The organism is Bacillus sp. EB106-08-02-XG196, assembly GCF_013396335.1.
GTDB lineage: Bacteria > Bacillota > Bacilli > Bacillales > Cytobacillaceae > Neobacillus.
Window position 1 is genome coordinate 1 of the sequence record NZ_JABWSY010000012.1, and the last position, 14,361, is coordinate 14,361.

Consider the following 14,361-nt stretch of genomic DNA (forward strand, 5'->3'; position numbering starts at 1 on the left):
CATTCCCTTGTAATCTTTCAATTTCACTTAAGGGAATTCTTCTGCGCCCTCCTAGTGTGCGCACGATAGCAATTTTTCCGGCTTCCGGCTCTGTCCCAATTTTGAATAGTTTGAGTTGATACTCCTAATAACTGTTTGGCTTCTTTCATATTTAATAGTTTATCCATAAATTTATTATAAAGTAATATATTTCCGGTTCCAAATAATACCTATTATTATCTAGTATTATTTATTTATATTTAAATGGCTAGCTGCTGATTACCCTGCGGAAATAACAACTTAATAATTCATAAATAATGTTAAAGAATTGTTCACAGCATATTGTGCCGTATTGCGCTAAAATGAAGACAAATAAATATGTGACGTTCTTCACAATATATGCAGGTAGAAAGGAAATTCGGTCATGTCACTATACAAACCCGATCAAATACTAGAAATATCAATTAAAAATGGAATCAAAAAGACGAGTTATCCGTTAGTAACAACCCTTCTATTAGGATTCCAAGCTGGGGCATTTATTTCATTAGGATTCCTGCTATATATACGTGTGACAGCACCTCTATCTGAAGGTATATCCGGACTTAGCGCGCTTTTAGGTGCCTCAGTCTTCCCAATCGGACTGATTCTTACGTTAATTGCAGGCGGAGAACTGCTCACTGGAAATATGATGGTGGTTCCGCTGGCAAGATATTCAAATAAAATTAAAACGAAACAGGTCCTGCAAAACTGGCTTCTTATCACGGTCAGCAATTTTCTCGGTGCCATTTTCGTTGCTTACTTCTTCGGACATATAGTTGGTTTAACAGAAACAGGCGCATACTTAGAGAGTACCATCCATATTGCTGAGCATAAGGTAGATGCTACCTTTCTACAAGCATTTGTCTCAGGTATCGGCTGTAACTGGCTTGTAGCTGCAGCTGTGTGGCTATCCTATGGAAGTGAAGATATGATTGGAAAAATTGCAGGCATTTGGTTTCCAACTATGGCATTTGTCGCGATTGGATTTCAACACGTCGTTGCCAACATGTTTGTCATTCCAGCAGCAATATTTGCTGGACAGCTTACTTGGATGGATTATCTAAATAATTTCATTCCTGTCTTCTTAGGCAATGCCGTTGGCGGAGCCCTCTTTATCGGTATGGCGTATTGGTTTGCTTACAAAAAGTATGAATACACTGTCATTGATGGGGCTAAAAAGACTGGAATCTTAGACAAAAAAATTGGATTATAAATATTTCACAGAAAGAGAGCCGTGGATATCACGGCTCTCTCTTCTTTCATTTATTCAAATAAAGGACTTACTGCTCTTTCATTATGAATCCGGTCAATAGCCTCTGCTAGTAATGGGGCTACAGACAGCATCGTAATTTTATCAATCTTCTTTTCTTCGGTCTGCTCAATCGTGTTCGTGATTACTAATTCTTGAATCGACGATGATTCAATTTTTTGAACAGCAGATTGTGAGAGAACAGCATGTGTACAGCAAGCATAAATTGCCTTTGCCCCATGCTCTACTAATGCATTCGCTGCCAATGTCTGCGTTGTTGCAGTATTAATTAAATCATCAACAATAATCGCATTTTTCCCTTCTACATTCCCAATGATCTCAAGTATTTCGGAAACATTAGGTTCAGGACGTCGTCGATCAATCAGAGCAATTGGGGTATTTAACAGTTTGGCCATTTTCCTTGCTCGCCCGACAGCACCGTTATGTGGTGCAACTACAACCACATCTTCAAGTCCCTTTTTCTCAAAATACTGAGATAGAATCGGAATTCCAATTAAATGATCCACTGGAATATCAAAAAATCCCTGTACCTGCGGTGAGTGAAAATCCATCGTCAGTATTCTGGTAGCACCTGATTTTTCAAGTAGGTTTGCAATTAATTTAGCTGTAATCGGCTCGCGGGATCTAGCTTTTCGATCCTGACGTGCATAGCTATAGTAAGGAATAACCACATTGATCATTTTCGCTGAAGCTCTTTTTAAAGCATCAATCATAATGAGCAGCTCCATGATATGGTCATTATTCGGGTGTGAAGTCGATTGAACGACATATACGTCAGAACCTCGTACACTTTCTTCTATATTCACTTGAATTTCTCCATCACTAAATTGAGTGACCGAGCTCCTCCCAACCTCACAACCTAAATGCTTAGCCATCTCCTTTGCCAAGCTCTGATTTGAATTTAGTGCAAACAATTTAATACCTTTTTTCGATTGATATGACACTTTATGTCCCCCATGCATTATTTATTTACAATTCCTTAACGACTTATTTACTTATTTTACATGAAATACAGTCATTAGAACAATATTTCATTCATGGAACCTTCGAACTTAATCTAGATTTATCAAAATATATATTGGCAAGAACAAAACTCAGAAGGCAATTGAAAGATTTGTTCTTTATACAGGTGCTGAAGCACAAACCCTAGTTGGTTTCTAAAAGATTTGTCCTTCATACAGGGTCTGAAGGACGAATCCTAGTTAGCTTCTAAAAGATTTGTCCTTCATATAGGGATTGAAGGACAAATCCTAGAGGGCTGCTGAAAGATTTGTCCATCATATTGTGTTTTTAAAATAAACCAACATTTTATCGAACAGTATCCTAAATTTTAAAAAAGCTTAGTGTAAACTCTTTTACACTAAGCTTTTTCATATGATTACATTCCAACTTCATCAGGTACATACAAGTCAAATGGAGTTGTGTTGTATGGGAGTATGGATAATCTCTCTTCTATGAGCCGGTAACCTCTGCCATATGGGTCTTGTCGGTTTTCGAGTTGTTCTTTAAGCATGTTGGCATACGGAACTTCTCCCATTTTGGTCATCATGTCTACTTCTACCCATGAGGCAAATCCCTCAAGTTCCTCGATGTGCAGCTGATCCACTTGTAAATTCTCAAATTGCCAAATATGGGTTAATTCATGCGCTAAGGTGGAAAGTGTATGGATTCTTGGTGAGCCGTTTTCAACTAAAACCCTGAGTTTGCCATCACCATCCATGCTGGCTTTACCAGTTAAACGAGAATTACCTGCTTTCGGAATAAAAGGTAAACCGCTCGTCTTGTGAATATCCGCTGCACTTAACACGGATAGCGCTATATCTTCAGGTAAGTTTACTAAATATACATCGCTAAAAAATTGACGAACTTCTCTATAAAGCGGCTCAACTCGTACTACATGATTGATAGCAGACTCATTACAAGTAAAGCACCTTTGTCTGCCATCACTAAGTTGATGGATTTGGGCCGCAGAAACCGTCCTGCCACAGAACACACATTGTGTTTCAGTGCTGGTGATTTTTACGATATCTCCATCTGCCATTCGTCCTAGATATTCTGTTCGAACTTCTCTAATTTTTTTCCTCGTTAACAACGTATCTAAAATCGCCAACGTTTCGTATAAGGCAAGTTCCGTAGGATATTGGCCGTAACCAAAATAGAGATATTCACTTTTCCCGTTACTTTCATTTACTAACCAAAATAAATAGTCATTTAAAAGATCAAAGATTTTTTCCCAATTATGATGAATGGCTTCTAAAATACCCAGATGCACAGGTGAATCTTCAATAATGTATAGCGTGATCTTCCCTTCTTCCTCAGGGTCATCATCGACTTGGAAGGAAGGTGATATCAACTGTAATTTTCTGGACTGGGAATCTGTCTGGTCAAAGAATGATTCACCCAAACGGGCACATGCCTTCACAAAATGGTGTGTATCCGGGAATAAGGATAAAAACAACTCACTCAGTAATAGCGCGAGAGTAAATTCAATTTTTGCGGAACTTTCAATTTTCCCCAGTTTTGGACTTATCTCAATACGTAAAATATGACCGTTCTTATAATGCCTTGTTATCTGTTCATCTTGATGATAAGAATGGACCTTCATCGATTTCAAGTTTAACATTTCACTGAATTCTACATAGCCGCTTGTGTTAATCCTCACATCGGCCTTCAGCGCTCCAATAATGACGTCAAACTGTTCAAAGGAAATATTTTCACTCTCAAAATTGCGTTCTTCTGACATCTGGCTTATTTTATACTCCGTAATAGGACGGTAATATTTCTGCTCAAAAATGTGTTCAAAGGTTACTTCCACGACTCCATGCTCTACATCCACTTTTTGGATTTTATAATGTTCGCCATTAAATGAATGGTATTGGCCGGGCAGGTATTGTTGATAGATGTGACCTTCAAAAATCTCAGAAAGGCATTTGTTGTTATGCTTAATCTGAATGAAACGAAACCCTTTTGGTAAAATTTTTTCCTTAACTGAATACGGGATCCTAAATCGTGTCTTCTTTACAAAATCCTTTTCGGAAGTATCAAAGGTTACTAGTTCCTCTGATTCAATCGTAAATCGGTATGCTAATTTAGGACCAAAGGCGTTAGAGAACAACTCGTGAACACCTTCGACAATCGAGCGGTAAGAATCAATTTTCGCTCTTCTTAAATAGCTCTCTACTTCCTCTTCCATGATATAAAAATGACATAATCGCTCCAACAGACAATAACCAATGCTCCAGAGTGATTGAGATAAGCGAGGCGCTAAAGGGGCAATGGTCCGATTGGAACCCATATAGAAGTCCAACTGATCTGCTAAGTAATCTCGAATTAAATAAGGCGGACTGATGATGTGAACGAAGGAAGACACTTTACCTGTTCCTTTCCACAAATTTAAACGCCCCACTAAATTGTAGTGATTATCACGAATGAGAAGAAGAGTAAAATCATCATTCGGAATCGAAAAGTTACTCTCCTGGATCTGAATCATTTTAACCATTTGGTCCAATGTTTCTAAGTCAAAACCAAGATCAAATAACGGCTTCTTCATATCCATGATTTCTTGAATACTTTCATTAACATTGGTGTTCTGTTGATTAATAAAGTGTATTGGTTCAATATTCGCCTTTAAAGCTGGCATGGATAAGACTACTTCCGCCTCTAAGTGACGATGTGAAATTTTTGGCAGGATCTTATGCTGAAACCATTTTTCACCTTCATTTTTCCAAACCATATAGTGTAAGTTTTGACTTGTGCTGGACGAAGCAACGATATCTCTAGGCTCACATTGCAGAAGTGATCGGACGGTATGTTCTAATCCTTCATACCACTCTGTTAAAATAATATATTGTGGTTTTTTTCCAATTAGCTCCCTCACATTTAGGTTAAAAGCATGAATGATGGTGGAATAGGTTGGAATCAGCTTTTCTGCCTGTAACAACAATACTCCTTCCAATGTTTTTGTTTTTTCTAACTGACGTAAGTAATGCAAAAATCGTTTCTCCTTTAAGTTAACAGGTGAAACAATTAATACATCGGAATTCGTGTTTTGTTCGAGGGCATTTAAGTAGGTGCTGACCTTCCATAACTGGTCCACCCCTGACACTTCTCTAATTCCCGTTGACACCCATTCTACCGCTTCCTCTGCAGCACCTTGGCTGTGGGTAATGATCAATATCTTCTTATTTTTGGCCAGCAAATGATACAAAGCCGGAAAGAAATACGAAGAGAAATCGTTGTAATTGACATCCTCAATCATTACATCATGTTCTTGAATGATTTCTGACATCATTGTCGTATAGCTTTCATCGATGATCATGTTCTTTTTCTTTAATCCTTCACAAATAGAGTGAATAATTAACTGATGTTCCTGGTCTGGCGAGATATTATCATAGGAGAAATGATCTTTTCGATGATGAAAATGCTCATTTTCTCTTACGATCCCAGCAGCCAGCAATCGGTCTTCCCATAATTCCTTGTATTGATGAAATAATTCTTCATAGGTTGTAAGTCTTCTAGAAACGGCATCATTACCAGCAATAAAACCTTCACTATATGGAACCTTTTGACCATTTAAAAACCAAGCAATCTCCATTAATAGAACAAAGGAGATAATCGGATAGGCAGGCAAATACTGAATCATCGAAAGTTCGTATACATTGGCAATAATAAGAAGCACCATAAGAAGTAGCGGGAAAATAGCTGCAAACTTGAAAAAGGCAGATAGATAGGTCCACTCCTTTTTTAGATAGATCTTTCCCCGGCTTTTAAAATAAACGAGCGAAACTGCACCCTGCTCCAATAGCTTCGTTTTCGATCTGTCCATAAGTTCTTGCGGATAAAAAATAGAACCAGCCTTTTTCATTAATTTCACAAAGGGTTTCAATAAGCGCGTATTTCCAAGAGTCGTATAAGGCAAACTTCCGGCAATTTTCCAACACCATTTTACACTCAAAACCGAGAACAAAATCGTTAAATTTATCAACAGTTGGATATTCGATAATAGAAAGGGCATTCTTTCCTTAAGAAATTCTTCATATATACCTGTAATCCACTCATCCAATAGAAGCCAGGATAAACAGATAAACAAAGCCGCTAGCGGAAAGACAAGTTGTTTATAGCGTTGCTCCTGGGAAAAATTGGCCGTATAGAGAAGCGTGATACTGAGACATAAAACCAGAAAACTTCCAAACACTTCAAGGTATGAGTTCATAGTTTATACACCTTATCATCTTGGACTCGAATTTGGTCAAGTTCATTAATAAAAGTTGATTGGTATTGTTCGATGGCACTGCCGAGATACACTTCAATTCTATGTCCGTTTGACCCCTGTACCCCTAGCTGCTGAAACGGAGAATAGATAGGATTCTCGATGATACTTTTTTCAAATTTAATTTCTGGTACTCTAATTTCGTGTTCAGTAGAAATCGGTCCTTTATTCATCTGCAGGATATGAAGCAACCGGTTCGTCCTCTGAACGAATTCGTCTAATTTAACTAGATGGTAGCGGTAAAGAAGATTCTCTTCCTTCTTTTTTTCTCCGAGCAAGGATAATTTATCGAGATATTTACGTAACGAAAAAAGCTTGAATAAATGGTTTAAGTAGTCATTATATTTGTGCTGAGCCTCGACTTGCATTTGATAAATGTTCTCGGTATACTCATAGGTTTGTTCTTGAAACTTCCATATGTGAAAATAGGATATTCGTTGAGTAAAAAAATACCCGCAATAAGTAACAAGAAGCGTGACAACAAAAACAATACCGTAAAAATAGGCTGGTACCTCAGCAGATTCATTTGACCACAGCAAATGCAGGAAAGGAATGAATAGGATGATAAAAGTCAGGATACTCATCATCAGGAACTGACGCTGATTTGGCAGTAACTGCAGAAGAAAATGCATTTGTTTTTTCGCATGTGTCACAAAACTTTTCCATTTAGAAATAGCTTCAGATATTCCTGGGGCTGAATGGATGACATCCCTTTGCACCACACCAATTTTTTGGAGGATGTCCTGTTTATAGTCATTGATTTCAATCGTTTCTTCCTCTTCTAGAAAGTCATTTCTCCTTTTTAATACATTCAATTTCCTTATAGCTTCTCTCGAATTTTCTAGCAGTTCATTTTCGCGGTTAAGGAGAATGGTTTCAGCTATATAAAGCTGATCCTCCCACTGATCATAGAATTGATAGGTAATTTTGGACCTCGCTGACAGTAGTTGATGAACATCTCTTCTCTTTTCAATACTTGCTGCCGAATATGGGGGAAAATCATCGTCTCGAAATCGACTAGTATGAAACTGGTTTTGGAGCAAAAATTGATCCTCTAATTGCCTTTTTGCTGTTACCAAACTCTTAAAATAATGATTAAGTAATGTTTCCAGCCTCTCATTTTCCAATGAAATCTGAATCACACTGGTACTTCCCTTATCCAACCGTTCAATTAGGTTTGGATGTTGGCTGATTGTGAGAAGATAATAGGCCAGTTCCATATAACCTTTCATTCGTTCCCGATGAGAACTTCTAACGATTTCCTGACGAATCAAACGAATATCACCGATTTCACTTTGGATACCCACATGAAACTTCAAACTGCTTGAAATCTCTCTGGAAGGAGTAAAAAACGTTAAAGAAGGGGTTAATGGCAGTGTGCGTATTTGCTTAATCTTTTTCTCAAAATCTTCCATGATGATATCGAGCTGACCCTTGTACATCCATTCATCTTTACTCATCTTCTCTCGACGCAACAACAAAAGATCTTTCTTTTTGTCTATCTTTTTCGCTAGGCAGGTCGTGACCCGCTCACATTTCAGCTCTAAAGCCTCCATGAATTCTGCACCGGGCTGGTCTAAGATAATATCTTGAAGTTGAATGGGTTCCCCCCATTCTTCATCGAGTTGATTAATTTCCTCCTCACAGAAAGCATTACCCACGATTGGCCAATCATTGCTTTTCAGCAGATAGCCATAATGGTCAAGTTCCCAATTGCGTTTTAACCCTTCCTCTATTGGTGCATAATTAGAAGTTCTCTTGATCATGTCAACTAAATGTAAAATGCTTTGAGTCGGATAGAATCCCTTGTCCTTTAAAGGGTCAAGCAGGTCTTTCCTTATTTTCGAGAGATGCGTGGTGAGTCTTAACACCCTATTTAACTCATCATCTAAGTTTAATAGAATAATCAACTGCCAATCCTTAATTCGATGACGGTCCAGATGTTCAATCATTGTTTCAACTAGCGGTAAAAAAAGAGGATTAGAGGTCGGGGCCTCTTCCTCCCAATAAAATGTTAATTCGTTGTTATTCTGCAGCTTATAAAAGAATGGCTCAACTAAATGCCAGTCCTCATATTTTTTGCCGAAATTTATAACAATTGAGTGCATCAAGTATCACTCCTTTTTAAAAGCTATACTAAAACTCGTTCTTGATTTAGAGAGTTAAGTTTATTATTAATATCATTTAACCATTTGTGGTACTCTTCTGAATCCTGTGGTGTTCTTTGTCTGACCTCGGATTCCTTCCAAAGCTGGTAAATCAAATTGGCAGCGCCCCGTTTGGCAGACTCCGTTCTCTTAACCTTTTTGAAGTATTCACAGATCTCCGTTAACAGACATTGTCGTAAACGGTCTGCTCGCTCCATTAAGGAAGGATTGGAAATAAATTCTTGGTCATACGCCAAGACCAAATCTAGGATATTCCCTATTCCAGCTTTTCTTACTTTTGAAATTTCTATGGCTCCAATAAAAAACAAGTGTTCATTGATGTTTCGGTTATTCCTGATTTGAGTTTCTTGTGTTTCTTGGAATCTTTCTAGAATTTCATCATAGATAACAGGATTATGAGGTAATGCTTCATGAAGTAAATAGGTATCTTCTTCTACCTTTTCTCCAAATTTCAATAATAATTTTGTGCCTTGATTTCCACTATATTGATAGACTCTCTTCCCGTCAGAGTTGACTAACTGGAGCCAGCCATAGATTACCCCTAATAATAAAGCACGGTCCGTACGATTGGTTTCAAGCTCAGCGCGTTCCGGATTTAAGTCTGGCATATACGCAGGGAGATGCCAATTTCTGTCCAAATGAGGCGTAATCGTTCGATTTTCATCCTCATTAAGCTTACTCACTAAACGGTGATAAGCCTCATAATAAACACCTGGGGGCTTTCCATTTTTTCCGGCAGAAAATTTGGTAAAGTCACTGACAGATAATCCATAATGGGCACGATAACAAACGATTTCATTCCGCTTAAAGGCATCATCCACAATTTGCTTTTCGTTAAATAACTCATTTTGCAGCTGCTCCGAGAGCAGGTTAAAACTTTCCGTATGGAGTCCCCAATATTTCAAACTTCGATAATCATTTGTAATCGGAACATAAGGTTGTGCTAATTCCTCTATAGCCTTCATTCTCTTATAAAGATACTCATCTGGGTCCAGCCCTAATCGACCAGCCTCAATTTTGAGTGCTTGGGTGATGGTTAAATCTAATTTATCATGGTGTTTACTCGCTAATTCCTTTCGGCAAAAGTTTAAAACATTCTCTTTAAAGAATATTTCCACCTTTGTTTCCTTATAAAACTCCTCAGCCCCTCGATTGTTTTTCCGCTCAATAAAACGGTTGTAGAGACTCTGATAAATACTCTGAGAGATACTGTCTGGCAAAAAACCATGATCAACTGACTGACGAATCCGATCCCACGTTTGCTCGAGCATTTCCTTATTTGCGAGAACATACATTTTCGTTGGATCGCTCACACCATCAAACTTTCTTGCTAATTGATTTATTTCCATCAAGAGCGTTTCTCTTGTTTCAATTAAATGATCAAAGAATCTTTGCCAATCCTCAATCATTTCCTTGATAGATTGATTAAGTGCTGAGTAGACTAGTTCTAACAACATGGAATATTTATAGCGATTAAGGGTACCTAGTTGATGAGTTGCCTTTTCCGTATACTCATCAATAAAATCTTTATATTGATTTCGAAATACACTGGAAATAAAGCTCTGTTTTAACGCTTTATCCACACGTCGAACCGCGTCATCTACGTCACCATCGCTGCGATCTAAATCATAAATATATTGATAGCGGTCAATCTGTTCTTTAAATCTGCGATTCTCCTCTTTTAATTGGGAAATCTTCTTTATAAGCTTATTGTGAATACTGTAAAGAAGATATCGCACCCCAACTGGATGTATCGGTGAATCTTTTTTTAGAATCCATGTATTCAGTTGGTACCTGTTTCCATTCCCGCCATTTGGCGCATGATAATCTGAGTCAATAATCTGATAGACAATAAAATGACTATATTCATTAATTTTTTTATGAATTTCTTTGGCATAGTCTTCTAGGGCGGATTCCATTCGATTAATTTCTTGTTTTGCTCGATCTTTTATTTTAAGTTTTCCTTCATCAAGTACACAATGATCTTCATAATCCTCTTTTAATTCCACATCATCTCTCAGCACTTTTTTGGCATACTCCTCTACCTCAGCCAAGAAAATATCGGCCTTCGAAGCGCCTTTTTTACCTTTATCCTCAATTTCATGAACCTGGAATTCAAGCTGACGGAAAAACGGGTTCGGTTTTTCTTGGTCATTCACAATCTGCTCAAAGTACTTAACATAAAGCTCTCTTATCTTTGGTTTTTCATTATTAATTCCATTTCTTAGGTCATCGTCATGCCGCTTCTTTTCATCATTAAATAACTTATCTAATCGAAGCCAAGAGTCATCTAATCCACTAACTGACCATTTTAAACCACAATAGTCAACAATCTCTTCATAAGGATAGGTTAAGGAGGCAACACCCGCACCGCAGTACCGTGCTTGACCGTTTGATTCGACCAAACTTCTTATTTGGTTATCCTCTTGTGAAAAGCTTCTTACTGAAATCGGGCTAAAGAGTTGGAGATACACAGAACGTGCAACCTGGTCCATATACTCTGAAACATTTGTTAAATGCTGTCCTTTTGTGTTTTCGTAATCAAAAAGAAAACAAAAATCATAAGGAAGATGTTTATCTGTAATCGCATGTGCGGTTCTTCCCTCTAAATCAATTTGATTTGGTCGATATTCGAGTTCAATCGTCACATTTTGTTTGTGATTACCCGAGGCGCTCAAGCTTATCGCGTTAAGTTCTTTTAAGCTGGCGTATCCATTCCCCTGGACGGCTTCCCACTCCGTTTGGTCAACCGTATTACTTCTTACTAAAATATCAGGAAGTAAAAAAACGCCGCGAATGAGTACACTTTCCGAGTTTAACTTACGCTCTAGCATTTCACGCAGATAGAGGGCGATTTGAAGAAAAATCCCTGATCCGGTACCGCCCACTAAGGAACTAATAATAATGACTCGGACATTATACGATTGGGCATGGCTGTCGACAGGGAAAATTCGTTCAATCCCATCCCACATGGCATTTAATTTCCCTTGTGACATCGCTGAACGAAAAGCAAGTCTTGATACCGCCCGAACTTGGCCGGCTCCATCTGTCATCGTTTTCCGTTTGATCTGGGGATTATTCGGAAACCATTTTAGAACCTCTTTATTCGCCTGAAGATATTCATTAACTGAATGGCTTGTGCTTGTTTGGGTAGCACTATTTCTTAGGTGCTCTAATTTTGAAATACTATTGGCATCCGTATCAAACGCATGAATAGCGACTCTTCCCCGCTGCTCGGGGGGAACACGGCCATATACCATATTGGCAATATTACTCCCTATTCCGCCTAAACCGATTAATATAGTTGGAACATTAAAGCTCATTTGGTTACCACCTCTTAAAGTACTTTTAATGGGATTTAAATATATAAACTGAATGGTCATTACTTCTCTCAATTTGAATCTCATCGTTATGATAGATTGGTATATCTGCCTTTTTACTTCTTCCCTCAAGCTTTTCATGTCTCACAATGAGGTTAGGGTCCTGGGATTCTTTCACGAGTAAAACACGGTCCTTTTTTCGATCTGCCTTAAATGTTAAATCGCCAATCGACTTTTTTTCCGCCAAATAGGGAACAAGCCATCTTTTAATCCAATTGGTATGGAAGTTTTCTGTCATCCCGCGAGCATCCCGGAGCCTCTCTCTTTTCCTGCTATGCTTGTATTCTAATGAAATCCGGTTTTTGTCAAACCTTGGTTTTATGATGATTCCAATGATATATACAAGCAGAGCCAGCCAAAGTAATGCTTTTACCGCATCCTTTCCATATTTTTTCAGTGGTGAGATATCTTCAATGGTTAATGTAAACGTCTCTTTGGCGACTTCATTAGGATACTGACCGGGAAGGGTAACATGAAGCGGCACGTCACCTGCCGATGTTCGAAAAATCGGCGATAAACCCTTAGGGTAGATAAAAATTTGATTCCCTTTTTGTTCTTTTTCAATTTTTAGCTGACTCGAGGTTTCTATTTTTAGTTTATTGAAAACCTTTTTAAGCTCTTCCGAAGTCATTTCCTCTCCATTCACCATGGGAGTAATCACAAAGGGAGCTGCTTCGTTTAACTTGTCTAACGGTGTACTCCAGGTATCAGTATTGGCCACAAGGCTCAACTTTCGCGCTGGGTTAACTTGAAGACTCGATTCCTTTACTTTTTGATAGAATCCTTTAATATTAACTTTTACGTTAACAGGAATTTCTTGCTTTTGTGGTAACGTGAAATCCCCGATGAATTTATTAACCTTAGAATCATATTTAAGGGAGAGCTTCACTCCATCCATTTCAGCTTCTACTTCAAACAAACTTTTCACATCTATATCACTTAAATCGATTTCTTCATCATTACTCTCACTTTTCAATAGAGTCGCTTCAAGCCTCATCTTACTGCCTGCAAAGAAAACTTCACGATCACTAGTCAGTTTCCCATCACCATTGTTCTTTTTAAAGTCCACTCTAAAATCAATCGCCGGTTCTGCTAAAATCTTGATCGATTTCTGTTGTTCCTCGAATAGCGGCTTATCAAAAACTATTTTGTATGTGCCTCTTTCGATAACACCGTCACCCTTCACGTTTTTGAAATGCGTGAATGTTCCTTGAATGGGTGGATGTAATTTTGCTGGGTCATCGGGGGTAATAACTTTGTATGGACCCTCCATTCCTTGTTCAAGCCGTTGGTTGTTCATATAAAATTCTTTAAAGGAAGCATTCTCTTCAGCCGACTGTTCAATGAGAGTAATTCTCCTTAACGGGAATGGAGACTCTAAGACTAATTGGTTCCCGTCCCAAACAGGATGTAAATCAAACTTCTCCTGTTCACTTGGATCTCGATTGGTCATGAGAGCTGCGACCTCATTAATCCGTTGAATGATATCTTGCTCACCATTGCTCACTAACACATTCCCAGCTGAACTTTCTGTCCATTGTCTTTTAAAATCAGCCATGATTTCTAACTCATCACTGCTCAAATAGGACTCAATGGGAATCAAGGTGCTGTGAAAACTAGCACCAGTTTGATCCATTTTCTCTTTTAGCTCTCTCAAGCTTTCAAAAAGGCCCCTCTTGTTCTCTTCAATTTGTGCAGTGGTTAGTTTTTGTTCAAGATGGTTCAGTTCATTAAAAATTCCATCCGTCAGAACGATTAGCCAGAAATCAGAGTTTTTATTGCTATCAACAGCTTTTTTCAATTCATTTATCGCTGTATGCAAAGATTCTAGTGGAGTACTTCTTTTCCCCGTCCATGCTCGAATCTGATCAATTTCGTGCTGACGGAGTCTTTCATCTAATTCAATCGGCTCCGGTACAGTTGGTGAACTCATCGAAACAACCCTTAACTGGTCCTGTTTTTCTAAGAGTGCAACAAAGCTTTGAAGAGCGTAATTCGCATATTTCCAATTATCAATAGGAACATTTCCAGACTGTTCCCACATACTGCCTGAATCATCATACACAAGAGCGACTATTTTATTTTTAGGAATATTGGAATCACTTTTCGCTTCCACCGCTGAAGCTAAAATGAAAAAGGAAAAAATAAACAGAACTTGCATGATAACAAGATGTTTATACTTACCTATCATTCTTTGAACTCCTTTCACTAACGAGCGCACACGGTAAAATAACCCCTATTGAATAATTACTCCTA

6 protein-coding genes are annotated in these 14,361 nt (G+C 38.2%); 1 reads left to right on the plus strand and 5 read right to left on the minus strand.

The window, feature by feature from the left end; genetic code table 11:
* Positions 1-403: 403 nt before the first annotated feature.
* Complete coding sequence (locus tag MLOOGBEN_RS18520) at positions 404-1,231, plus strand: formate/nitrite transporter family protein (RefSeq protein ID WP_179159764.1); 828 nt, start codon at positions 404-406, stop codon at positions 1,229-1,231.
* 50 nt (positions 1,232-1,281) lie between these two features.
* Here the strand turns inward: MLOOGBEN_RS18520 and MLOOGBEN_RS18525 are convergent, their stop codons facing one another.
* The 5 genes from MLOOGBEN_RS18525 to MLOOGBEN_RS18545 form a co-directional block, all read right to left on the minus strand.
* Positions 1,282-2,250 (minus strand): ribose-phosphate diphosphokinase, encoded by a 969-nt coding sequence (locus tag MLOOGBEN_RS18525; RefSeq protein ID WP_179159765.1) that lies wholly within the window; start codon positions 2,248-2,250, stop codon positions 1,282-1,284.
* A gap of 416 nt (positions 2,251-2,666) precedes the next feature.
* Positions 2,667-6,500: a hypothetical protein gene (locus MLOOGBEN_RS18530; protein ID WP_179159766.1), complete on the minus strand. Its 3,834-nt coding sequence runs from the start codon at positions 6,498-6,500 to the stop codon at positions 2,667-2,669.
* Entirely contained in the window at positions 6,497-8,665 is a 2,169-nt protein-coding gene (locus MLOOGBEN_RS18535) for a hypothetical protein (RefSeq protein WP_179159767.1), read from the minus strand. The genes MLOOGBEN_RS18530 and MLOOGBEN_RS18535 overlap by 4 nt, the downstream gene beginning before the upstream one ends.
* 23 nt (positions 8,666-8,688) lie before the next feature.
* The gene (locus tag MLOOGBEN_RS18540; RefSeq protein WP_179159768.1) at positions 8,689-12,048 is read right to left on the minus strand and encodes a tubulin-like doman-containing protein; all 3,360 of its coding nucleotides are present in this window, start codon (positions 12,046-12,048) and stop codon (positions 8,689-8,691) included.
* Positions 12,049-12,073: 25 nt separating this feature from the next.
* A complete protein-coding gene (locus MLOOGBEN_RS18545) occupies positions 12,074-14,296 on the minus strand; it encodes a vWA domain-containing protein (protein WP_179159769.1) in 2,223 nt (740 codons plus the stop codon).
* Positions 14,297-14,361: the final 65 nt, after the last annotated feature.

Coding starts and splice junctions, on each gene's coding strand:
- MLOOGBEN_RS18520 (WP_179159764.1), top strand. CDS start 404: ATGTCACTATACAAACCCGATCAAATACTAGAAATATCAATTAAAAAT.
- MLOOGBEN_RS18525 (WP_179159765.1), bottom strand. CDS start 2,250: ATGCATGGGGGACATAAAGTGTCATATCAATCGAAAAAAGGTATTAAA.
- MLOOGBEN_RS18530 (WP_179159766.1), bottom strand. CDS start 6,500: ATGAACTCATACCTTGAAGTGTTTGGAAGTTTTCTGGTTTTATGTCTC.
- MLOOGBEN_RS18535 (WP_179159767.1), bottom strand. CDS start 8,665: ATGCACTCAATTGTTATAAATTTCGGCAAAAAATATGAGGACTGGCAT.
- MLOOGBEN_RS18540 (WP_179159768.1), bottom strand. CDS start 12,048: ATGAGCTTTAATGTTCCAACTATATTAATCGGTTTAGGCGGAATAGGG.
- MLOOGBEN_RS18545 (WP_179159769.1), bottom strand. CDS start 14,296: ATGATAGGTAAGTATAAACATCTTGTTATCATGCAAGTTCTGTTTATT.